Below are 21,768 nucleotides of genomic sequence, written 5' to 3'. Positions count from 1 at the left end.
AAGCCGGTAAAGGAATTCGTGGTGGCAACGCGAGCTAAAAAAACCGCCAAGGGCAAGAAGAAGGCTGCGAAGAAAGCGGTCAAGAAAGCCACGAAGAAGGCTGTGAAGGCGCGTGCGCGCAAAGGTGCCAAGACGGTCAAGAAGACCAAGAAGGTTGTCGCCAAAAAAGGCGTGAAGAAGAGCGCAGGGAAGACGGCAAAGAAGGCCGGCCGGGCGGCGAAGAAGCAGGTCGTCGCCAAAAAGGCCTCGAAGAAAACCGCCGCCCAAACGCCGGCCAAGGCTCCGGCGAAGAACGTGGTCAAGAAGGCGAGGGTGACTGCGCCTGCCGTGATCGCCGCGCCAGCTCCTGTCGCCGCTCCTCAAAGAGCCGCCAAGCTGAAGGCGCCGCGTGCGCCAAAGCCCGTCGCAGCGCCGCAAACGGCCGCGCCCGTTGCCACCCCCGCGCGCGATAACGTCTTCTACATCACGACCGCCATTGCCTATCCCAACGGAAGCCCGCATATAGGCCACGCCTATGAGGCGATCGCGACCGACGTGCTGGCGCGCTTTGCGCGGCTCGATGGCAAGGACGTGTTCTTCCTGACCGGCACCGACGAGCACGGTCAAAAAATGGTGCAGACGGCGGCCGGTGAAAACATGTCCGTGTCCGCGCTCGCGACCCGCAATGCCGGCCGCTTCAAGGAGATGGATGAGCGCCTGAACGTGTCGTTCGACCGCTTCATCCGCACCACCGAGGAGCAGCATCATCGCTCCAGCCAGGAGATTTGGCGGCGCATGGAAGCGAACGGCGACATCTATGCCGATACCTATTCGGGGTGGTACTCGGTCCGTGACGAGGCGTATTACGCCGAGGACGAGACGCGCCTGAACGATGACGGGTTGCGGCTCGGACCGCAGGGCACGCCGGTCGAATGGGTCGAGGAGAAGAGCTATTTCTTTCGCCTATCGGCGTACCAGGACAAGCTGCTCAAGCTTTATGCGGATCATCCCGATTTCATCGGGCCCGACTCCCGCAAGAACGAGGTGGTAAGCTTCGTCAGAGGTGGCCTGCGCGATCTCTCGATCTCGCGCACGACCTTCGACTGGGGCGTCAAGGTGCCCGGCGATGAAGAGCACGTGATGTATGTCTGGGTCGATGCGCTGACCAATTACATCACCGGCGTCGGCTTCCCCGACGAGAGCGACGAGAACTGGCGCTACTGGCCCGCCGACGTGCACATCATCGGCAAGGACATCATCCGTTTCCATGCGGTGTATTGGCCGGCGTTCCTGATGTCGGCGGGCATTCCGCTGCCGAAGCGGATCTATGCCCACGGCTTCCTGTTCAACAGGGGCGAGAAGATGTCGAAGTCGGTTGGCAACGTCGTCGATCCCTTCAACCTCGCCGACCAGTATGGCGTCGACCAGATGCGCTATTTCTTCCTGCGCGAGGTGCCGTTCGGCCAGGACGGCAACTACAATCACGAGGCCATCGTCGCGCGCATTAACGCCGATCTCGCCAACGATCTCGGCAACCTTGCGCAGCGCTCGCTGTCGATGATCGCCAGGCAGCTCGGCGGCGTGCTGCCGGAGCCCGGCGAGTTCAGCGACAACGACAACGCAATCTTGGCGATGGCCGACGGCATGATCGCCACGTCGCGTGAAGCCATGGCCACGCAGCAGATCCACCAATGGCTCAACGCCGTGTGGGCCGTGGTGGCGGAGGCCAACCGCTATTTCGCGGGCGAGGCGCCGTGGGCGCTCGCCAAGACCGATCCCGCCAGGCAGAAGACCGTGCTTTACGTCACCGCGGAAGTCGTGCGCCAGATCGCGATTCTGACGCAGCCGGCGATGCCGACCGCCTCGGGATTGCTGCTCGACAGCCTCGGCATCCCGGAAGCCGAGCGCAGCTTCGCCACCCTGGGTGGCACCTCGCGCATCGCGCCGGGCTCGACGCTGCCGGCGCCGAAACCGGCGTTCCCGCGCTACGTCGAGCCGGCGGCCTGAGGCGGTCGCGCGATGCTGGTCGACAGTCATTGCCACCTGGATTTTCCGGACTTTGCGGAAGATCTCGACGGGATCGTGTCGCGTGCGCGTGCAGCCGGCGTCAAACGCATGGTCACGATCTCGACGCGGGTGCGGAAGCTGAACGATCTCGTCGCCATTGCCGAGCGCTACGACGATGTCTATTGCTCGGTCGGCACTCACCCGCACAATGCGGATGAGGAGGACGGCATCGCGCCGGACGAGCTGATCGCGCTGACGCAGCATCCCAAGGTCGTCGCGCTCGGTGAAGCCGGGCTCGATTATTTCTATGACAACGGCTCACCGGAGGCGCAGGCGAGGGGCTTTCGCGCCCACATTGCCGCCGCCCGCGCCACCGGCCTGCCGCTGGTGATCCACACCCGCGAGGCGGACGAGGACTGTGCCAGCATCCTGGAGGATGAGGCCGCACGCGGATCGTTTCGCGCGGTGCTGCATTGTTACACCGGCGGGCGCGAGCTGGCGCTGAAGGCGGTCTCGCTCGGGCTGTATATCGGCTTCACGGGTATCCTGACCTTCAAGAAGTCGGAATCCCTGCGCGCGCTTGCGGCCGAACTGCCGCGCGATCGTATTCTGGTCGAGACGGACTCGCCTTATCTTGCGCCCGGAAAATTCCGGGGCAAACGCAACGAACCGGCCTATGTGGTCGAAGTCGCAAAGGTGCTCGCCGAGACACGCGGCGTGTCGACCGAGGAAATCTCGCGCCAGACCACCGAAAACTTCTTCCGTCTGTTCTCGAAGGTGAAAGCTTGAGACTGGGAGCCGCATGACACTGACGCTGACGATCCTGGGCTGCGGCTCCTCCGCCGGCGTGCCGCGCCCGGCGCTCGGCTGGGGCGCCTGCGATCCCAACAATCCCAAGAACCGCCGTCGCCGCTGCTCGCTGCTGGTCGAACGAAAGTCCGAGCACGGCACCACACGCATCTTGATCGACACCTCGCCGGACCTGCGCGAGCAATTGCTTTCCACCAACGTCGACCACATCGATGCCGTGTTCTTGACCCACGAGCATGCCGACCAGACCCATGGCATGGACGATCTGCGTTCGGTCGTCATGCACATGCGACGGCGCATCCCGACCTACTTCAACCAGTCGACCGCGAAGGACATCCTGTCGCGGTTCTCCTACTGCTTCATCTCGCCGGAGGGCAGCGACTATCCGCCGATCCTGACGCGGCATTCGATCGAGGCGGGCGAAAGTCAGACGATTTTGGGGAAGGGCGGCGCGGTGACGATGACCGCCTTCCTGGTGCAGCACGGCAATATTCCCGCGCTCGGCTACCGCATCGGGGATGCCGCCTACACACCCGACCTCAACGACATCCCGCGCGAGAGCTGGGGCGCATTGGAAAATCTGGACCTCTGGATCGTCGACGGCCTGCGCTACACCAGTCATGTCAGCCATTTCAGCATCAACGATGCGCTGTCGTGGATCGAACGTTTCAAGCCGAAGCGCGCGGTCATCACCAACATGACCGCCGACGTCGATTACGAGGTCATCAGGCAGTCGCTGCCCGCGGGCGTGGTGCCGGCCTATGACGGGCTGCGACTGGAGACGCACTAAACCCGCGGTGGAAATTCTCCTGGCAGCCGGCATACACCTTGCTTGTGGCCGCCTCATCATGTTGATCTAACGTCTGAAAGACAGGCGTCGGACAGGGCGATATTCAAGCAGGACCAGCACTTGACGTGCAATCGCCGGGGTCGGTTGAATCGCCTCATGTGAAGATGGGGATTGCGTTGGCAGCGGACGATGTAGCGGCTCGAGGACTGGTGCGACGCGCTCTGGACCTCCTTTATCTCGGCGCGGGCTACGCCGCGGGCGTCTTCCTGGTTGCGATCTTTGCAATCATGATGGTCATGTCGGTCGGGCGTCAGTTTGCGATCAACATTCCCGCCGGCGACGATTTCGCGTCCTGGTGCATGGCCGCGATGGCTTTCCTAGGACTCGCGCACACCTTCAAGCGCGGAGAGATGATCCGTGTCGGCCTGCTGCTGGAGCGTCTGCACGGGCGGACCAAGCAGGTGGCTGAGATCGTTGCGCTCGGCATTGCCGCGGCGTTCATCCTCTATTTCACCTGGCATGCCGTGCGGATGACCTACGATTCCTGGCGCTTTAACGACGTGGCGCAGGGCGTCGTCGCGCTTCCGCTCTGGATTCCGCAGCTCGGCTTTGCTGGCGGCCTTGCGATCCTGTCGATCGCGCTGATCGATGAAATGGTCAATGTCGTCGGCGGCAACCGGCCGAGCTACGAGAAGGGCTCGCCGGACGAGACGCCCGACGAATTCATCGAGCGCATCTCGCAGGGCGGCGGAGGTTGAGCATGGCCAATCTCGGCATGATCGAGCTGTCGTTCATCCTGCTCGGCGTCATGATCCTGCTGCTCGGCAGCGGCGTCTGGATCGCGGTCTCGCTCGGGCTCGTCGGCTTCGTGGCGATGGCGCTAACGACGAGTTTGCCGCTCGGTACGGTGCTCGCCACCACGACCTGGAGCGCGAGCGCGTCCTGGACGCTGGCTGCACTGCCGCTGTTCGTCTGGATGGGAGAGATACTTTTCCGGACAAAATTATCGGAAGAGATGTTCCGCGGCCTGTCACCCTGGGTGCAGTGGCTGCCGGGACGGCTGACGCATGTGAATGTGATCGGCTGCGGCATCTTCGCGGCGGTGTCGGGCTCGTCGGCCGCGACCTGTGCGACCATCGGCAAGATCGCACTGCCGGAACTCGACAAGCGTGGCTACGACAAGGGCCTGAGCCTCGGATCGCTCGCGGGCTCCGGCACGCTCGGGCTCTTGATTCCGCCCTCAATCCCGATGGTGGTCTATGCCGTCACGGCGAATGTCTCCGTGCTCCAGGTGTTCCTCGGCGGCTTCCTGCCGGGCGTGCTCGTGATTGTGCTCTATTCCGGCTACATCATCATCTGGTCGCTGCTCAACCCAAAGAAAATTCCGCCGCGCGATCCGCCGATGCCGTTCCGGCAGAAGCTCCGCGAGTCGGCCAAGCTGGCGCCCTGCCTGCTGCTGATCCTGACGGTCTTCCTGTCGCTCGTGCTCGGCTTCGCGACGGCGACGGAATGCGCTGCGTGGGGTGTCTCAGGCGCGCTGCTGCTGGCGTGGTGGAGCGGCACGCTCACGCGCAAGAACTTCCTCGAGAGCATCATGAGCGCGACGCGCCTGACCTGCATGATCATGCTAATCCTGGCAGGCGCGGCCTATACGACGGCTGCGATGGCCTATACGGGTATTCCGGCGGCGCTCGCCACCTGGGTCCAGGGGCAGCAGCTCACACCCGGCATGCTCGCCCTCTATCTCAGCATCATGTACATCATCCTGGGATGCCTGATCGACGGCATTTCGATGATCGTCCTGACCGCCGTCATCGTACTGCCCATGGTCAGGCAGGCGGGCCTCGATCTGGTCTGGTTCGGCGTCTATCTCATCATCCACGTCGAGATGGCGCAAATCACGCCACCGGTGGGCTTCAATCTGTTCGTGCTCCAGAACATGAGTGGCCGCGATACGTTCACCGTTGCACGGGCGGCCTTCCCATTCTTCGTCCTGCTGCTGGCCGCCGTGTTCATCATCACGGAGTATCCGCAGATCGTGATGTTCTTGCCGAAGCTTGCTTTCCCAGACTGAGCATACCCGTCTTTCAGATTGACCTTAAGGAGAAGCCCGATGATGTCTCGTTTAGTCCGCGCGTGCCTGATCGCCGGCGTCGTGATGGCCGCGGCACCTGCTTTGGCCCAGACCAAATGGAATTTGCCGGCCGCCTATCCTGCCGACAATCCGCACTCCGAAAATCTGATCGCCTTCGCCAAGGACGTCGAGGCCGCCACGTCCGGCAAGCTCCAGATCACCGTTCATCCGGGGGCCTCGCTGTTCAAGGCGCCCGACATCAAGCGCGCGGTGGTGACCGGGCAGGCGCAGATGGGTGAGGTGCTGCTGTCGATCCACGAGAACGAGGACCCGCTCTTCGGTGTCGACGTCGTGCCGTTCCTCGCGACCAGCTTCCCCGACGCGATGAAGCTGTATCAGGCCTCCAAGTCCGCGATCGCCAAGAAGCTCGATGCGCAGGGCCTCAAGCTGCTGTTCGCCGTGCCGTGGGCGCCGCAGGGCGTCTACGTCAACAAGCCGCTCGCGACGATCGAAGACATGAAGGGCCTGAAGTGGCGCGCCTATAATGTCGGCACCGCGCGCATCGGCGAGTTGGTCGGCGCACAATCGGTCACGATCCAGGCTGCCGAACTGCCGCAGGCACTTGCGACCGGCGTGGTGAACTCCTTCATGTCGTCGGGCGGCACGGGTTACGATGCGAAGGCCTGGGAGTCGCTCAAATACTTCTACGACGTGCAGGCCTGGATTCCGAAGGACTACACCTTCGTGAACAAGGCCGCGTTCGAGGCGCTCGACAAGCCGACGCAGGAGGCGATCCTCAAGGCGGCTGCGACGGCGGAAACCCGCGGCTGGAAGGCCTGGCAAGACAAGAGCACCTGGTACATCGAACAGCTCAAGGCCAAAGGCATGACGGTGGAGCCGCCGAGCCCCGCCCTCAAGGCCGGCTTCCAGAAGATCGGCGAGCAGCTCACCGCCGACTGGCTCAAGAAGGCCGGACCCGATGGCCAGGCGCTGATCGACGCCTACAAGAAGATGTGAGGACAAAGCAAAATCCTGCCCCACCAAACAGGCGTGGGAGCAGGATTTACTCGCAGGCTGCGCGAGGTGACCTCAGGCCGAGATCGCCTTGGCCGAGCCGACCTCGTTGCGCAGCAGGAATTTCTGGATCTTGCCGGTCGAAGTCTTTGGAATCGGCCCGAATACGACAGCTTTCGGCGTCTTGAACCCAGACATGTGGCTGCGGCAGAAGGCGATGATGTCAGCCTCGCTCGCGCTGGCGCCGTCCTTCAGCTCGACGAAGGCGCAGGGCACCTCGCCCCATTTCGGATCGGGCTTGGCGACCACGGCGGCGAACAGCACGGCCGGGTGCTTGTAGAGGATGTCCTCGACCTCGACGGATGAGATGTTCTCGCCGCCGGAGATGATAATATCCTTGGACCGGTCCTTGATGATGACGTAGCCGTGCTCGTCGAGCACGCCGAGGTCGCCGGTGTGAAACCAGCCGCCCTCGAAGGCTTCCTTGGTCGCCTTCTCGTTCTTGAGGTAGCCCTTCATCACGATGTTGCCGCGGAACATGACCTCGCCGATGGTCTCGCCGTCGCGCGGCACCTCTTGCATCGTCTGCGGATTGATGACGGTGACGGCTTCCTGAAGCGGGTAGGGCACGCCTTGCCGGCGCTTCATGCGCGCGCGTTCGGCGGGCGGAAGCTCGTCCCAGCCGGGCTGCTCGGCGCAGACGGAGGCGGGGCCGTAGACCTCGGTCAGCCCGTAGACATGCGTCAGCTTGATGCCGATGCTTTCGGCGCCTTCGAGCACGGCGACGGGCGGCGCCGCACCTGCGATCAGGCCGACGACGCGGCGCGCGACCTCGCCCTTTGGCGCGTCGGGCGCATTGATCAGCGTGTTGTAGACGATCGGCGCGCCGCACATGTGGGTGACGCCGTGCTGCCTGATCAGCTCGAAGATTTTGGTCGGCTCGACCTTGCGCAGGCAGACATTGATGCCGGCTGAGGCTGCGATGGTCCAGGGGAAGCACCAACCGTTGCAATGGAACATCGGCAGCGTCCAGAGATACACCGGGTGCTGACCGAGATTGCCGGCGAGGATGTTGCTGACGGCATTCAGATACGCGCCGCGATGATGGGTGACCACGCCCTTGGGATTTCCCGTGGTGCCCGAGGTGTAGCTCAGCGCGATCGCATCCCATTCGTCGGTCGGCAGGACGGCCTCGAAGTTCGGGTCGCCTTGCGCGACGGCGTCCTCGTACTCGATCTCGCCGATGCGCTTGCCGCCCTTGAAGGCGGCATCGTCGACGTCGATCACGAATGGCCTTGGCCCGGTCATGTGTGCGAGTGCGTCACTGATGACACCGGAGAATTCCGGGTCAACCAGGATGATCTTGGCCCCGCCATGGTCAAGCTGAAACGCGATGGAAGGCGCATCGAGGCGGATGTTGAGCGCGTTGAGCACGGCGCCCGTCATGGGGACGGCAAAGTGCGCCTCGTTCATCGCCGGAACGTTCGGCAGCATCGCAGCAACGGTGTCACCGACGCCGATGCCCTTGCCTGTCAGGTAAGAGGCAAAGCGTCGGCAGCGCTCGTGCGTCTGCGCCCAGGTGAAGCTGCGGCCCTCATAGACGCTGCTGACGTGATCGGGATAGACGGCGGCGCTTCGCGCGAGGAAGCTCAACGGGCTGAGGGGCACATAATTGGCGGGGGTCTTGTCGAGGCCGATATTGTACTGGTTCTGCCGCTCACTCATCGACACCTCCTGAAAGCGCCTTAAAGGAATCCGATCGAGATCCAGGGGAAGATCGCGACGATGATCAATCCCACGAGCAGCGCCAGCAGATAGCCCCAGATCGGCCTGATGCCTTCGGCCGGGTCGACGCGTCCAATGGCGCAGGCGGCATAATAGCCGACGCCGAAGGGTGGGGCGAATAGCCCGATACCCATGGCGAGAATGATCACCATCGCATAGTGCACCTCGTGCACGCCGACGGCGCGGGCGATCGGGAACAGCAGCGGCCCGAACAGCACGATTGCCGGAATGCCCTCCAGCACGCTGCCGAGAATGGTGAAGGCCAGAATCGAGACGGCGATGAAGGTCGCCGCCCCGCCGGGCAATCCCGTCATGGCCGCCGCCAGCGAGCGCGAGAAGCCGGATTGGGTCAGGCCCCACGCCATGCCGGTTGCGGTGCCGATGATCAGCAGGATTGCGCCCGACAGCGCTGCGGTCTCGACCAGCATGGGAAACAACCGCCGCCAGTCGAAGCGGCGGTACACCAGAACGCCGACAAGGGCGCCGTAGACGATGCCGATGGTGGAGACCTCGGTGGCGGTCGCGATGCCCTCGACCACGGCGTAGCGGATCACGAAGGGCAGCGCGAGTGCGGGCAGGGCGATGATGAAAGTCCTGCCGACCTCGGATGCCTTGGCGCGGCGGACGTGGCTCATGTCCTCGTGGCGGTAGCGCCACCACACCAGCATGCAGAGCGTGATCGCCAGCACCACGCCGGGCAATAGACCGCCGGTGAAGAGGGCGGCGATCGACACGCCCGTGACCGAGCCGATGGTGATCAGCACGAGGCTGGGCGGAATGGTCTCGGTCTGGGCCCCCGTCGCCGCAAGGAGCGCGACGAGGTCGCCGGGCCTGGCGCCGCGCTGCTTCATCTCCGGGAACAGCACCGGCGCGACCGCCGCCATATCGGCGGCCTTGGCGCCGGAGATGCCGGAGACCAGGTACATCGCGCCGACCAGCACATAATGCAGGCCGCCGCGGACATGCCCGAGCAGGCTCGCCAGGAACGCCACCATGGCCCGCGCCATGCCGGTCATCTCGATCAGCAGCCCCAGGAACACGAACAGCGGCACCGAGAGCAGGATGAGGTGGCTCATGCCCTCATCCATCCGGCCGACCAGCACCATCACCGGCGTGCGCGTGGTCAGCGCCAGATAGCCGAAGATCGCGAGCCCGAAGCCGAACGCAATGGGAACGCCGGCAAAGACGCAGAAGCCGGCAACGCCGACGAAGAAGATGACCAGGTTGAGATTGCCGAGGGGGCGCAGCGATGGCTCCGCCAGCCAGAATGCGCCGATCAGGACCGCAACCGACAATACGGCGGCTGCAACCATCCGGTAATCGGCGGCGCGCAGCAGCCGCAGCAAGGCGAACGCCGCCATCAAGCCGATGCCGGCCGGCAGCGCCGCAGCACGCCACATATTCGAGATCTGGAGCGCCGGTGTGGTGATGTAGCTCTCTTCATAAGCATAGTCGCAGGACGGCCAGACGATCAGCACCAGGAACGCCAGCGCGGCCGATGTCGCGATCAGATCGAGATAGGCCCGCAACGCGGGCCGGGCACTGGCGACGACCGCGGTCATGCGCATGTGCTCGGAGCGGCGGAATGCGACTGCCGCGCCCAGCATGGCGAGCCACAGGAACAGGATCGAGGCGAGCTCGTCTGACCAGATCAGCGGCCGATGCAGTCCGTAGCGCGCAACCACGCCGGCAAACAGGATCGCGATCTCGGCGACGACCAGGATCGCCGCCGGGATCTCCACAAGAAGGCCAAGTGCGCGCTCCAGCGAAGCCAGCAACGAAGGTCGGCGAGGGGACTGAACAGTCGCCTCGCCCGCCACTTCGGTCACCTCGACTTCGACATGAGGCATGACGAGGCCTAACGCGTTACGACAGCTTGCCCACCGCCTTTTCCAGGAGGTCCCAGGCTTGATCGCCGTATTTGCCCTTCCATTCGGCATAGAAGCCGGCGGACCGCAGCTTGTCGCGGAACGGGGCCACGGCCGGCTGGTTGAAGGTCAGGCCCTTGCCCGCCAGCTCCTGCTGGAGATTGGCGTTGAGCTTGGCGGTATCCTCACGCTCCTTGACGGCAGCGGCGTTGATGTTCTTGGCGACGACGGTGCGTACGTCCTGCGGCAGCTTTTCCCAGGCACGGCGGTTGGCCAGGAACCAGAAGCCGTCCCACATGTGGTTGGTCAGCGAGCAGTACTTCTGCACCTCGTACAGCTTTGCGGTCGAGATGATCGCCAGCGGGTTCTCCTGGCCCTCGACGATCTTGGTCTGGAGCGCCGAATAGACCTCGGCGAAATTGATCGAGGCGGGCGCTGCATCGAATGCCTTGAACATCGAAGTCCATAGCGGCGACACCGGCACGCGGATCTTGAATCCCTTGAGATCGTCCGGACCGGTGATCGGCTTGGTCGACGATGTGGTCTGGCGGAAGCCGTTGTCCCAGATCTTGTCCATGACCTCGAGCCCGGCCTTCTTGATCTCGCCGCGGACGAGGGCGCCGAGATCGCCGTCCATGGCCTTCCAGACCGTGTCGTAGTCCGGGAACGCGAAGCCGATGCCGTTGATGGACGCCGCCGGCACCAGGGTCGAGAGGATCAGCCCTGACAGCGTGAAGAACTCGACGCCGCCGGAGCGGATCTGGCTCAGCATGTCGGTGTCGGACCCGAGCTGGTTGTTTGGAAAGATCTGGAGGTCGAACTTGCCGTTGGTCTCGGCCTTGATCGCCGCGGCCATCTCCTTGGCGCGCACGTTCAGCGGATGGCTGTCCGGCAGGTTGTTGGCGTATTTGTAGGTGAACTCGGCGCTCTGGGCGCGGGCCACATGGGGCGCACTGAGGCCGCCCAGGACCGCGGTCGCGGCGGAGGCCTTGAGAAGCGTGCGTCGGGAAAAGCTCATGGGTCTGCTTCCTCGGAGTTTGTTGTTGTTGTGAGATGCAAACCTATACGGACGCCGGGTCAGAAGGTCATCTGCGATCTCGTGAAGGCTCGCTTATTGCAGTCGGACAACGTCGCGGCAATATCGGCTTTCGGAGAGATGGCCGCACAAAAAATGCGAAAACAACCCCATGCACAGTAGCCGCCAAAGAGCCGGTGCGGCGGCCGGCGCAAACCCGAAAATGGCCCCGGAGCGAAGGTGTAGTGGCAGGAATTTCATCTAAATGACTGATCTAATTGTACATAAAGATATTCCATAATATACCTTATGCGAACGTGGATATGGGCGTGCGCGGGTTGGGGCGCCTGACCTCCGAGCTATTCGGACCCTACTTCCGGCCCTAACATCAGGAGCCAACTGACCACCCGGCTATTAAGTCGGATGGTCATGATCAGGAATTCGCAGGCAGATCAAACCGCCGCGACCATGGGAGGTTCGTCATGCAGGAGACCGTTGCCGTTGCCGGCGCCGCCACCTCGGGCGCCATTCCGTTCGATGCCGCCAAGCTCGACCGTCTCATGGAGGCCGCCGGCCTCGACGTCCTGATCGCGACCTCCAAGCACAATGTGCAGTATCTGCTGGGCGCCGAGCGCGCGATCTTCTTCGGCTACATGGACGCGCTCGGCGTCAGCCGCTATTTGCCGGTCCTGGTCTATCCCAAGGGCGCACCTGAGAAAGCGGTCTATGTCGGCCACCGGCTGGAGACCCATCAGCGCGCGGTCGCGCCGCCCTGGGTGCCGCAGGTCCGGACCGAATCCAATGGTTCGGTGGACGCCATTGCGCAGGCTGCGGGCCTGATTCGGCAGGCCGGCGTGCCATTGAACCGGATCGGTATCGAGATGCCGTTCATGCCGATGGACGCCGGGAAGGCGCTGGCCGACACCCTGCCCGGTGCCGAGCTCAAGGATGCGGTGCTGGTGCTGGAGCGGCTGCGGGCAGTCAAGTCGGCGGAGGAATTGGCGAAGCTGAAGACGGCGTCCGAGCTCGTCGTCGCATCCATGCTGGCGGTGATCGCCGGGCACGGTCGGGGCACGACCAAGCGGCAATTGTCGGAGGCGTTGCGCCTCGCCGAAGCCAACCGCGGCCTGACCTTCGAGTATTGCCTGCTGGCCTGCGGCAGCAGCCACAACCGGGCGCCATCGGCGCAGCACTGGGAGCAAGGCGAGGTGCTGTCGCTGGACTCCGGCGGCAATTATCACGGCTATATCGGCGACGTCGCCCGCATGGCCGTGTTGGGCGCGCCGGATGCGGAGCTGAAGGATTGTCTGGCCGAAATCGAGGCGGTCCAGCGCGCCGCCTTCGCGGCCGTCCGGCCGGGCGCCTTGGGCGGCGACATCTACGTCGCGGCCGAACGCCAGCTCGCCCAGATCACCCAGCGCGACTGCACCGATTTCCTCGCCCACGGCATGGGGCTCGTCAGCCACGAAGCCCCTCGCCTGACCGCCAGAGGTCCGATTCCCTACGACGACACCGACGCCCGTCAACCGCTCGAAGCCGGCATGGTGGTCTCGATCGAGACCACAATGAAGCATCCGAGGCGCGGCTTCATCAAGCTCGAGGATACAGTTGCGGTGACGTCGACGGGCTACGAAATTTTCGGCGAAGGTGGCCGCGGGTGGAATCTTGGCGGCAGCGCCTTAGCGTAGCGGCGGTTGATCGAGCTGGCTCTGCGCCCTTCTTGACGCCCGCCGCGAACCAGCTCTGGCTCGGCGCTTCCTTGGCGAAGCATTTCGCGCAGGTCGAGATAATGCCGCTCGGCGCGGCCGCATAGCTGGGCGATGCCACGCCCTACTCTGCTGGCGTGAGCTGCTGCTGGCCGAGGCGCATCGCCGCGGTCTCGCGCGCGCGGACGCGGGCACGGCGCTTGCGCCACCAGATCACGACGCCGGTGACCGAGAGTGCCGCCACGACGAGGCCCATGATCGAGATCAGGATGCGGCCGAACAGCCCGACGATGCGGCCCGAATGCAGCGGGAATTGCGCCTGCACGAAGATGTCGGCGGCGGTGCCGACCCAGGGCAGCCGTGCGCCAATGGGGCGGCCATCCTCGCTGTCGTAATAAAGCTGCGCCGGGCCGACGCCGCCGGCGCCGTGATCATCGCCAGGATGGAAAAAAGCGGCGGCATAGACGCCATGGGCCGGGCCGTAGCTGATCGCGCCGACCGGGGTGGTCCACCCTCGCCCCTTGCCGTCGGCCGCCGCGCGCGCCGCAATCTCGGCAAAGGTGACCTTGGGCTCGATGGGATCGTCGAGATCGCGATAACGCCGCTGCTCATAGGGCGTCGGGGTGTAGTTCGACACCATCTTCATCAGCGGCGAGAACACCTCGAAATAGAGGTTCAGCGAGAATGCCGTGAAGGCGATGACGAACAGCACGCCCCAGGTCCACAGGCTGAAGGCACGGTGGATGTCGAAATTGATCCGGTAGGCGCTGCCCGAAGTCTTGATGGTCCAGGCTGGCGCCCAGCGCGCCCAGAAACCGCGCTCGAGCTGGCGCGTGACTTCCGGCGCCCGCGCCGCCTTGGCGCGCCTGCGCGAGGGCAGCGTCAGATAGAAGCCGACGAAGCAATCGATGGTCCAGATGATGGCGATCACGCCGAGCACGCGCATGCCCCAGCGGTCGCTGCCCCAGAATTCCGGGATGTGCATGGTGTAGTGCAGCTTGTAAAGGAAGGAGACGAAATTCTCCCGCGTCACCGGCCATACCGCGCCCCAATAGCGCCGGCCGAGCTCGGCGCCGGTGTTGGGATCGAGGAAGACCTGATTGTAGTCGAGCGGGTAACGCTTGCCGGTTGCGGGATCGATCCGCGGCATGACGAAGAACCACAGCGAGTGGCCCTCCTCCGGCGTCATGAAGAGATAGACGACGCGCGCGCGGGGATCGCGCTGCTCGATCATCTTGGCGAGCTCGATCGAGGGAATCGCCGGACCCTTGCTGCTGACGTCGAACAGGTGACTGTTCAGGACATCGTCGATCTCGTGATCCCAGGAGATGATCGCCCCGGTGATGCCGGAGAAGAACAGGAAGCCGGCGGTGAGCAGTCCCGCCCAGCGATGCAACCTGCCGAATATCGCTCTCATCGTCTCCCACTCTCATCCATCAGGTCCGGCTCCCCATTCCCGGACCTCGGTGCGAACTCACCAGCGGTAGGTCAACTTGCCGATCGCTTTGCGCCCATCGGCATACATGCAGCCCGACAGGCTGTAACACGCAGCGACATAGCGCGTGTCGGCAAGGTTGGTCACGTTGAGCGACAGCCGCCAATTGTCACGGGTGTAGGCGAGCAGCGCGTCGAGCACGGTCGAGGATACCACCTTGAACGTGTTGGCATCGTCACCCCAGGTCGCGCCGACATAGCGGATGCCGCCGCCGAACTGCAGGCCTGCGAGCGGCCCGTTTTGAAGCGTGTAATCGCTCCACAGCGAGGCGCGGTTGAGCGGCACGGTGACGGGGGCCTTGCCGACATTCACCGGATCCTGCGTGACCATGGCGTCGACATAGGCATAGGCCGCGCGCAGGTTCCAGCCGTCCGCGAGCGACATCGTGCCTTCGAGTTCGATGCCGCGCGATTTCACCTGACCTGTCTGTTCGGCAAAGACGATCCCAGGCGCGTAGGTGACGACGTTGTCGCGCGTCAGGTCGAAAGCGGCGAAGGTGAACAGCGCATTCCATCCGATCGGCTGGTACTTGACTCCGACTTCGTACTGGACGCCCGTCTCGGGATTGAGCATCTGCCCGGCCGGTCCTGTCGCGAGCACCGGCAGAAACGACTCGGAATAGCTGAAATAAGGGGCGATGCCGTTGTCGAAATTGTACATGACGGCGGCGCGGCCGGTGAAGGCCGAAGCATCCTTCGAGACCGACGTGTTGGTGATACCGCTGTCGAGCTGCGTCGTCACGAAATCCTGGCGGCCGCCGAGCTGAAACGACAGCCGACCGAGCTTGATCTGATCCTGCGCGTAGAGGCCGACCTGCGACTGCTTGACGCCGGTGTTGTCGTACATGCCGCCGAGGGTCCAATCGTAGCTGTAGACCGGGTTGAAGACGTTGACCTCCGGCGACGACGTCGTGACGGCAAAGGCTGTGTCGCGAAATGCGGTGTTGCGATAGTCGATCCCGACCAGCGTGGTATGGCTGAGGATGCCGGTGGTGAACTTGCCCTGGAGCTGGTTGTCCACCGCGAAGGAATTGATGTAGGAGTTGCTGTAGCTGCCGAAACGCCCCAGCTGCCCCGCCGCCTCGTCAGTGTATCCCGTGCCGTAGAAGGTCTTTTCCTCGTTGTGCTGATAGGCGTAGCGCAGGTTCTGGCGGAACGTGATGTTGTCGGTGAAATTGTGCGAGAGCTGGTAGCCGGCGGTCGCAATCTCGGTGTTGAACGCGTTGAAGCTCGGCACTCCCGCGAAGAACGAGACGGGGATGGTGCGGCCGTTGTTCGGCCACACCGTGCCCGAAGCCGGCAGGAACTGAAGGCCCCACCCTGCCCGATCCCTCTGATAGTTGGCGAGGAGCGTGATCGTCGTGTCCTCGTTCGGCTTGAAGGTGACGGCGGGCGCGATGAAGACGCGGTTGTCCTTGGTGAAGTCGACTTGGGTCTCGCCGTCGCGGACCACACCGGTGAGGCGCCACAGCACGGTGCCTTCCTTGTTGGCAGGGCCGCCCATGTCGAACTGGCCCTGATAGCGATTGAAGCTGCCGCCCGAGATCGAGGCCTCGCCGAACTGCTGCGCGGTCGGCAGCTTGATCACATAGTTGAGGATGCCGCCCGTGCCGCTGCCGCCATACATCGCCGAGGACGGCCCCTTGAGGACCTCGATGCGCTCGGCCCCGTAGGGATCGAGGCCGTTGAAGTGCACGTAGTTGCTGGATGGAATCCGCAAGCCGTCGACGTAGAGGCCTGACATGGTCGTGTCGAAGCCGCGGATCTGGAGGGCGCCGAAGCGCGTGTCCGATCCGCCATTGACGTCGCCGCTGATGCCCGCGCTGTAGCGCAGCGCCTCGCCGATCGAGACCGCACCCTGATTCCTGACCTGATCGGTGGTGACGACGGATACTGATTGTGGGGTTTCGATCAGCGGCGTATCCGTCTTGGTGGCGGTGCCGCTCCGCGTGGCAACGAAACCGCGCACCGGGCCATTGGCGCGTTCGCCGGTACCGCTGTTCGATGCCGATGCGGACTGGGTTGGCGCAGCCTGTTGCGCCGGAGCGCGACGATTGGCACGTGCGGTGCGTGTTGCCGACGACCGCCGGGACGAGGCAACGGCGGCCGGACGGCCGCGCTGCGCCGGCGCGTCGACGGTGACAGCGGGAATCTGAGTCTGCGCCTGCACGGAACTGAAGGGCACGGCGAAAGAGAATGTGCTGACCGCTCCGAGGAAAAGCACCTGAATCTGTCGAAGACGCGTATCGGAACGCGAAGGAAGTCGGAAGTCGGTCACGTCGCTCAAGGCCCCACGCACTGCCGGCTTTGCCGGTATCGTTTTTGATGCCCCGGCCTAACTCAGGCTGTTTCGGAGTGCGATAGGAACAGCGTTAGAATCTCTCCAGACGTGTGCGCAGCAAGTGCGGCGAATGCGCTCAGTCGCGATTCGGAATTTGGAATGTTTCCAGGCAGACAAGAATCTGCCTGTCGGGAATATCTCGAAACGGCGTCAGCGATGCCGCAGCCGCCGGTTGACGCGGCGCGCCAGATAGTCGCCCGCGCTCTGAACGAGTTGTACCAGCGCAATCAGCACGACGACGACGGCGAGCATCATCTCCGGCATGAAGCGCTGATAGCCGTAGCGAATGCCGAGATCACCTAAACCTCCGCCCCCGACGGCACCGACCATGGCGGAATAGCCGAGCAGGCTGACCACTGCGAGTGTCAGCGCCAGCAGCAGGCCCGGCAGCGCCTCGGGGATCAGCACCTTGAGCACGATCTGGATTGGCGAGGCGCCGAACGAGGACGCCGTCTCGATCAGTCCACCATCGACCTCGCGGATGGCGGCTTCGACGAGGCGTGCGATGAACGGTGTCGAGGCAATCGTCAGCGGCACGATCGCCGCGGTCGAGCCGATCGAGGTGCCGGCGACGAGGCGCGTGAACGGGATGATGGCCACGACCAGGATAATGAAGGGCGTGGAACGCGTCGCGTTGACGATGACGCCGAGCACGCCGTTGATGGCAGGCGCTGCAAACAGCTCCCCCTTCCGGCTGGTTGCGAGAAAGACGCCGAGCGGCAGCCCGAAGACGGTGCCGAGCAGCGCCGCGGTACCGACCATGAACAGGGTTTCGCCTGTGGCCTGGATGATCAGGTTGATGAGTTCAGGCGACATGGCCGAGACGCTCCGCCGGGAATTGATATCGAGAAAGCCAGGCGAACGTCCGCGTCACCGCGTCCTCTCCGCCAAAAATGCCAACGGGAATGCCAAGAACGAGTGAGCCGACGTGCTGACCGCTGATCTCGTCGATGCGCGCCGAGAGCAGTGCAACGTCGAGATCGAGCTCACGGGCAAGCCGCGCCACCAGCGTATCGCCGGCGCCGGCGCCGCGGACCTGGACTCGGATCACGGCCTGCCCGCCTGCGACCGGCTCCGGAACAATGCGGCTCGCCAGCGATACCGGCAGACTGTCGCCGATCACCTCCGCCAGGAAGGATTGCGTGATCGGGTGCCTGGGATGGGTGAAGATGTCGGCGACGTGGCCGCTCTCAACCACATGGCCGGCGTCGAGCACCACCACTTCCTTGGCGAGCTGACGCACCACCGACATCTCGTGCGTGATCAGCACGATCGTCACGCCCAGCTCGCGATTGATGCTCGCGAGCAGGTCGAGGATCGCGCGCGTGGTCTGCGGATCGAGCGCGGAGGTCGCCTCGTCCGACAGCAGCACACTCGGCCGCGTCGCCAGCGCCCGCGCGATGCCGACGCGCTGCTTCTGGCCGCCGGAGAGCTCCGAGGGATAGCGATCGTGCTTGTCGGCGATGCCAACCAGCGCCAGCAGCTCGGCGACACGGGCCTTGGTGTCGGCCTTGCCCCAGCCAGCGATTTCGAGCGGCAGCGCGACATTATCGGCCGCGGTGCGCGACGACAGCAGGTTGAAGTGCTGGAAGATCATGCCGATCGAGCGCTGCGCCAGCCGCAGCTCGCGCCCTGCAAGCGCCGAGATGTCTCTGTTATCGACGATGACGCGGCCCGTGGTCGGCTTCTCCAGCCCATTGATCAGCCGGACCAGGCTCGATTTGCCGGCGCCGGAGCGGCCGATCACGCCGGTGATGGAGCCGCGCGGAATCGCGAAGTCGATGTCTTGCAGCGCCTTGACCCCGGGCTTGCCGCGATAGGCCGGATAGGTTTTTGAGATGCCTGCGAACCGGACCATCGCGTCCGACTCGGTCATGGCGGGTGAAATCGCTTCAGACGTCTGGATCGGCTGTCCGATCGCAAGCGATTGGTGGGCGTTCATGGCGGCGGCCTTCATGCACAATGGTCGCTTGCCCGCAAAAGCGCGCGGGAAGCCGGGTCGCATCGCGCGACGGAGATGGAACTGCGATGAGGGCTCAGAAAGCGCGCTGCATCGCAGCACGCACCATCGCCCTTTCAGACCCTTCTTGCAATCTCAGATATCGGCGGGCAGTTGGACAAAGTTTTCCCGATCGCTCCTTGGCGAAGAAAAATCATCTGCCGGGCTGTCGTCTGATCCGAGCACGGCGAATCCGGACCTGCGGCCCTGGCATCGACCTCACTTTGCATCCTACCGTGGCGCCAGCACGCATCCTCGACAGGCGGGGACCTTTGCGCCTATCTTTCGTCCCATGAGCCATGATCACGACCACCATCACCACGATCACGATCATTCCGAACTATCGGAAACCGAGCTGCGCGTGCGCGCGCTCGAGACGATCCTGACCGAAAAAGGTTACGTGGAGCCGGCCGCGCTCGATGCCATCATCGAGGCCTACGAGACCAAGATCGGCCCGCATAATGGCGCGCGCGTCGTCGCCAAGGCCTGGACCGATCCGGCGTTCAAACAGGCGCTGCTGGAGGACGGCTCAAAAGCCATCGGCACGCTCGGGCATGTCAGCCGCGTCGGTGACCATCTCGTCGTGGTCGAGAACACGCCGCAGCGTCACAACATGGTCGTGTGCACGCTATGCTCCTGCTATCCTTGGGAAATGCTGGGATTGCCGCCGGTCTGGTACAAGGCCGCGCCCTACCGCTCCCGTGCGGTGAAGGACCCGCGCGGCGTGCTCGCCGATTTCGGCGTCACGTTGCCGAAGAAGATCGAAATCCGTGTCTGGGATTCTACTGCCGAGACGCGCTTCCTGGTGCTGCCGATGCGCCCCGAAGGCACGGAAGGCTGGAGCGAAGAGCAGCTCGCCGAGCTCGTCACCCGCGACTCCATGATCGGCACCGGCTTTCCCAAGACGCCGGGAGCGCCGTCGTGAACGGCGTGCACGACATGGGCGGCATGGACGGGTTCGGTAAGGTCGAGCCCGAGCCGAACGAGCCGATGTTCCACGCCGATTGGGAATCGCGTGTCCTCGCGATGGTGCGGGCGATGGGCGCGGCCGGTGCCTTCAACATCGACACCTCGCGGTACTATCGCGAGACGCTGCCGCCGGACGTCTATCTGTCGAGCTCCTACTACAAGAAGTGGTTTCTCGGGCTCGAGGAGATGCTAATCGAGAAGGGCTATCTCACCAGGGAGGAGGTCGCTGCCGGCCACGCGATGCAGCCCGCAAAGCCGCTCAAGCACGGCAAGTTCGATCTCGCCAATGTCGAGCGCGTGATGGTGCGCGGCAAGTTCGCCCGCCCTGCCCCGGCCCCGGCGAAATTTGCGATCGGCGATCGCGTGCGCGCCAAGAACATTCATCCGGCGACGCATACACGGCTGCCGCGCTATGTGCGCGGCCATGTCGGCGTCGTCGAGCTCAACCATGGCTGCCACGTGTTTCCTGACACGGCGGCGATGGAGCGCGGCGAAAATCCGCAATGGCTCTACACGGTCGTGTTCGAGGGCCGCGATCTCTGGGGGGCGGACGGGGATCCGAACTCGAAGGTCTCGATCGACGCGTTCGAGCCCTATCTGGATCCGGCGTGATGAGCCGCACGCTTGCGGCCGCCGCGACGGCGGCCATTCCGAGCATTCCCCGTGACGACGACGGCCCGGTGTTCCGCGCGCCCTGGGAGGCGCATGCGTTTGCGATGGCGCTCACCCTGCACGAACGCGGCGTGTTCACCTGGCCGGAATGGGCCGCCGTACTGGCCGACGAGATCAAGCGCGCACAGGCCGCTGGCGATCCCGATACGGGCGAGACCTATTACCTGCACTGGCTCGCCACGCTGGAAGGCCTCGTCGCACGCAAGGGCGTCGCCTCGACGGAGACGCTTCACCGCTACCGCAACGCCTGGGACCACGCCGCCGATCGCACGCCGCATGGCAAGCCGATCGAGCTGCGGCCGGAGGATTTTTTTAAGGCGTAGCTGTCGCTGCCTTCGTCATTGCGAGCGTAGCGAAGCAATCCAGAATCCCTCCGCGGCGACAGTCTGGATTGCTTCGTCGCAAGGGCTCCTCGTCGACAGCAATGACAACGGAGCGAGACGCCTACCGCCCCGCCGCAAACTCCCGCCACCCCTTCGCACGCAGGCTGCAGGCCGGGCACTCGCCGCAGCCGTAGCCCCACTCATGCTGCGCGCCGCGTTCGCCGAGATAGCAGGTGTGCGACTGCTCGCGAATGAGATCGACGAGGCCGTCGCCGCCGAGATCGTGGGCCAGCTTCCACGTCGCGGCCTTGTCGATCCACATCAGCGGCGTATGCAGCTCGAAGGCTCTCGCCATGCCGAGCGAGAGCGCGGCCTGCATGGCGCGGATGGTCTCGTCGCGGCAATCGGGATAGCCGGAATAATCGGTCTCGCACATGCCGCCGACGATGTGGCTGATACCGCGCCGGTAGGCCAGCGCCGCGGCGAAGGTCAAGAACACCAGATTGCGCCCGGGCACGAAGGTGTTGGGCAGGCCGTCGGCGCCCATCGCGATCGCGACGTCCCGCGTCAGCGCCGACTCGGACACGGCCGCCAGCGTCGGGATCGACAGCGTGTGGCTGTCGCCGAGCCTTGCGGCCCAATCCGCGCGCAGGCCCTTGATGCCCTCGAGCAGGCGGTCGCGGCAGGCGAGCTCGATGGCATGGCGCTGGCCATAGTCGAACCCCAGCGTCTCCACGCGGGCGAAACGGCTGAGTGCCCAGGCGAGGCAGGTGGTGGAATCCTGGCCGCCGGAAAACAGCACCAAGGCGGTCTGCGATGAAAATGCGTCGCTCATGGTCCGCGCTTTAGCACTGCGCAGACCGCCCGCCAATCGGTGGAAATCGGCCTGTTCCGCCGCGCTCCGCTGGGAACGGGCGCCCGC

General features: G+C 64.3%; 18 protein-coding genes. 10 read left to right on the top strand and 8 right to left on the bottom strand.

Features of this window, described 5'->3' with window-relative positions:
• Nucleotides 1-21: 21 nt before the first annotated feature.
• The 6 genes from metG to IVB01_RS03840 all read left to right on the top strand — a co-directional run bounded on the left by metG (nucleotide 22) and on the right by IVB01_RS03840 (nucleotide 6,677).
• Nucleotides 22-1,986 carry a methionine--tRNA ligase gene (gene metG / locus IVB01_RS03865; RefSeq protein ID WP_247281104.1) on the top strand — a complete coding sequence of 655 codons (1,965 nt, stop codon included), beginning with the start codon at nucleotides 22-24 and terminating at the stop codon, nucleotides 1,984-1,986.
• Nucleotides 1,987-1,998: 12 nt separating this feature from the next.
• Nucleotides 1,999-2,775, top strand: coding sequence for a TatD family hydrolase (locus IVB01_RS03860; RefSeq protein WP_247281103.1), 777 nt, complete (start codon nucleotides 1,999-2,001; stop codon nucleotides 2,773-2,775).
• A 13-nt stretch (nucleotides 2,776-2,788) separates the two neighbouring features.
• Nucleotides 2,789-3,586 (top strand): MBL fold metallo-hydrolase, encoded by a 798-nt coding sequence (locus tag IVB01_RS03855; RefSeq protein WP_247281102.1) that lies wholly within the window; start codon nucleotides 2,789-2,791, stop codon nucleotides 3,584-3,586.
• Between the two features lie 164 nt (nucleotides 3,587-3,750).
• On the top strand, nucleotides 3,751-4,344 hold the full coding sequence (locus IVB01_RS03850) for a TRAP transporter small permease (protein WP_247281131.1): 594 nt from the start codon (nucleotides 3,751-3,753) through the stop codon (nucleotides 4,342-4,344).
• A gap of 2 nt (nucleotides 4,345-4,346) precedes the next feature.
• Entirely contained in the window at nucleotides 4,347-5,660 is a 1,314-nt protein-coding gene (locus IVB01_RS03845) for a TRAP transporter large permease subunit (protein WP_247449074.1), read from the top strand.
• 39 nt (nucleotides 5,661-5,699) lie between these two features.
• Nucleotides 5,700-6,677 (top strand): TRAP transporter substrate-binding protein, encoded by a 978-nt coding sequence (locus IVB01_RS03840; protein WP_247281100.1) that lies wholly within the window; start codon nucleotides 5,700-5,702, stop codon nucleotides 6,675-6,677.
• 72 nt (nucleotides 6,678-6,749) lie between these two features.
• Here the strand turns inward: IVB01_RS03840 and IVB01_RS03835 are convergent, their stop codons facing one another.
• The 3 genes from IVB01_RS03835 to IVB01_RS03825 are packed head-to-tail and all read right to left on the bottom strand — an operon-like array spanning nucleotide 6,750 to nucleotide 11,345.
• Nucleotides 6,750-8,399, bottom strand: coding sequence for an acyl-CoA synthetase (locus IVB01_RS03835; RefSeq protein ID WP_247281099.1), 1,650 nt, complete (start codon nucleotides 8,397-8,399; stop codon nucleotides 6,750-6,752).
• Nucleotides 8,400-8,419: 20 nt separating this feature from the next.
• On the bottom strand, nucleotides 8,420-10,309 hold the full coding sequence (locus IVB01_RS03830) for a TRAP transporter large permease subunit (RefSeq protein WP_247281098.1): 1,890 nt from the start codon (nucleotides 10,307-10,309) through the stop codon (nucleotides 8,420-8,422).
• A 16-nt stretch (nucleotides 10,310-10,325) separates the two neighbouring features.
• On the bottom strand, nucleotides 10,326-11,345 hold the full coding sequence (locus IVB01_RS03825) for a TRAP transporter substrate-binding protein (protein WP_247419514.1): 1,020 nt from the start codon (nucleotides 11,343-11,345) through the stop codon (nucleotides 10,326-10,328).
• Between the two features lie 479 nt (nucleotides 11,346-11,824).
• Between IVB01_RS03825 and IVB01_RS03820 the strand changes: the two genes are divergently transcribed.
• Nucleotides 11,825-13,030, top strand: coding sequence for a Xaa-Pro peptidase family protein (locus tag IVB01_RS03820; protein ID WP_247419516.1), 1,206 nt, complete (start codon nucleotides 11,825-11,827; stop codon nucleotides 13,028-13,030).
• Nucleotides 13,031-13,172: 142 nt separating this feature from the next.
• On the opposite strand, the gene fsrB is transcribed toward IVB01_RS03820, so the two are convergent.
• From fsrB to IVB01_RS03800, 4 genes are all read right to left on the bottom strand, one after another.
• Nucleotides 13,173-14,465, bottom strand: coding sequence for a siderophore utilization protein FsrB (fsrB, locus tag IVB01_RS03815; RefSeq protein ID WP_247281096.1), 1,293 nt, complete (start codon nucleotides 14,463-14,465; stop codon nucleotides 13,173-13,175).
• Between the two features lie 57 nt (nucleotides 14,466-14,522).
• Nucleotides 14,523-16,511: a TonB-dependent siderophore receptor gene (locus IVB01_RS03810; protein WP_247494253.1), complete on the bottom strand. Its 1,989-nt coding sequence runs from the start codon at nucleotides 16,509-16,511 to the stop codon at nucleotides 14,523-14,525.
• Nucleotides 16,512-17,033: 522 nt separating this feature from the next.
• Nucleotides 17,034-17,699, bottom strand: coding sequence for a methionine ABC transporter permease (locus IVB01_RS03805; protein WP_247281095.1), 666 nt, complete (start codon nucleotides 17,697-17,699; stop codon nucleotides 17,034-17,036).
• Complete coding sequence (locus IVB01_RS03800) at nucleotides 17,689-18,840, bottom strand: methionine ABC transporter ATP-binding protein (protein WP_247281094.1); 1,152 nt, start codon at nucleotides 18,838-18,840, stop codon at nucleotides 17,689-17,691. The genes IVB01_RS03805 and IVB01_RS03800 overlap by 11 nt, the downstream gene beginning before the upstream one ends.
• Before the next feature lie 334 nt (nucleotides 18,841-19,174).
• Between IVB01_RS03800 and nthA the strand changes: the two genes are divergently transcribed.
• From nthA to IVB01_RS03785, 3 genes are read left to right on the top strand one after another with little or no spacing between them, the layout of a single operon-like run.
• A complete protein-coding gene (gene nthA, locus IVB01_RS03795) occupies nucleotides 19,175-19,807 on the top strand; it encodes a nitrile hydratase subunit alpha (RefSeq protein ID WP_247281093.1) in 633 nt (210 codons plus the stop codon).
• The gene (nthB, locus tag IVB01_RS03790; protein ID WP_247281092.1) at nucleotides 19,804-20,463 is read left to right on the top strand and encodes a nitrile hydratase subunit beta; all 660 of its coding nucleotides are present in this window, start codon (nucleotides 19,804-19,806) and stop codon (nucleotides 20,461-20,463) included. The genes nthA and nthB overlap by 4 nt, the downstream gene beginning before the upstream one ends.
• Nucleotides 20,463-20,846 (top strand): nitrile hydratase accessory protein, encoded by a 384-nt coding sequence (locus IVB01_RS03785; protein WP_247281091.1) that lies wholly within the window; start codon nucleotides 20,463-20,465, stop codon nucleotides 20,844-20,846. The genes nthB and IVB01_RS03785 overlap by 1 nt, the downstream gene beginning before the upstream one ends.
• A 121-nt stretch (nucleotides 20,847-20,967) precedes the next feature.
• Here the strand turns inward: IVB01_RS03785 and queC are convergent, their stop codons facing one another.
• Nucleotides 20,968-21,681, bottom strand: coding sequence for a 7-cyano-7-deazaguanine synthase QueC (gene queC / locus IVB01_RS03780; RefSeq protein ID WP_247281090.1), 714 nt, complete (start codon nucleotides 21,679-21,681; stop codon nucleotides 20,968-20,970).
• Nucleotides 21,682-21,768: the final 87 nt, after the last annotated feature.

Source organism: Bradyrhizobium sp. 164, from assembly GCF_023073715.1.
In the GTDB taxonomy this organism is placed as follows: Bacteria; Pseudomonadota; Alphaproteobacteria; order Rhizobiales; family Xanthobacteraceae; genus Bradyrhizobium.
This window is presented reverse-complemented; position numbering and strand designations above follow the sequence as displayed.

Bases quoted from the DNA above. Each gene is read 5' to 3' on its own strand.
- IVB01_RS03860 (WP_247281103.1), top strand. From the start codon at position 1,999: ATGCTGGTCGACAGTCATTGCCACCTGGATTTTCCGGACTTTGCGGAA.
- IVB01_RS03855 (WP_247281102.1), top strand. From the start codon at position 2,789: ATGACACTGACGCTGACGATCCTGGGCTGCGGCTCCTCCGCCGGCGTG.
- IVB01_RS03850 (WP_247281131.1), top strand. From the start codon at position 3,751: ATGGGGATTGCGTTGGCAGCGGACGATGTAGCGGCTCGAGGACTGGTG.
- IVB01_RS03845 (WP_247449074.1), top strand. From the start codon at position 4,347: ATGGCCAATCTCGGCATGATCGAGCTGTCGTTCATCCTGCTCGGCGTC.
- IVB01_RS03840 (WP_247281100.1), top strand. From the start codon at position 5,700: ATGATGTCTCGTTTAGTCCGCGCGTGCCTGATCGCCGGCGTCGTGATG.
- IVB01_RS03835 (WP_247281099.1), bottom strand. From the start codon at position 8,399: ATGAGTGAGCGGCAGAACCAGTACAATATCGGCCTCGACAAGACCCCC.
- IVB01_RS03830 (WP_247281098.1), bottom strand. From the start codon at position 10,309: ATGCCTCATGTCGAAGTCGAGGTGACCGAAGTGGCGGGCGAGGCGACT.
- IVB01_RS03825 (WP_247419514.1), bottom strand. From the start codon at position 11,345: ATGAGCTTTTCCCGACGCACGCTTCTCAAGGCCTCCGCCGCGACCGCG.
- IVB01_RS03820 (WP_247419516.1), top strand. From the start codon at position 11,825: ATGCAGGAGACCGTTGCCGTTGCCGGCGCCGCCACCTCGGGCGCCATT.
- fsrB (WP_247281096.1), bottom strand. From the start codon at position 14,465: ATGAGAGCGATATTCGGCAGGTTGCATCGCTGGGCGGGACTGCTCACC.
- IVB01_RS03805 (WP_247281095.1), bottom strand. From the start codon at position 17,699: ATGTCGCCTGAACTCATCAACCTGATCATCCAGGCCACAGGCGAAACC.
- IVB01_RS03800 (WP_247281094.1), bottom strand. From the start codon at position 18,840: ATGAAGGCCGCCGCCATGAACGCCCACCAATCGCTTGCGATCGGACAG.
- nthA (WP_247281093.1), top strand. From the start codon at position 19,175: ATGAGCCATGATCACGACCACCATCACCACGATCACGATCATTCCGAA.
- IVB01_RS03785 (WP_247281091.1), top strand. From the start codon at position 20,463: ATGAGCCGCACGCTTGCGGCCGCCGCGACGGCGGCCATTCCGAGCATT.
- queC (WP_247281090.1), bottom strand. From the start codon at position 21,681: ATGAGCGACGCATTTTCATCGCAGACCGCCTTGGTGCTGTTTTCCGGC.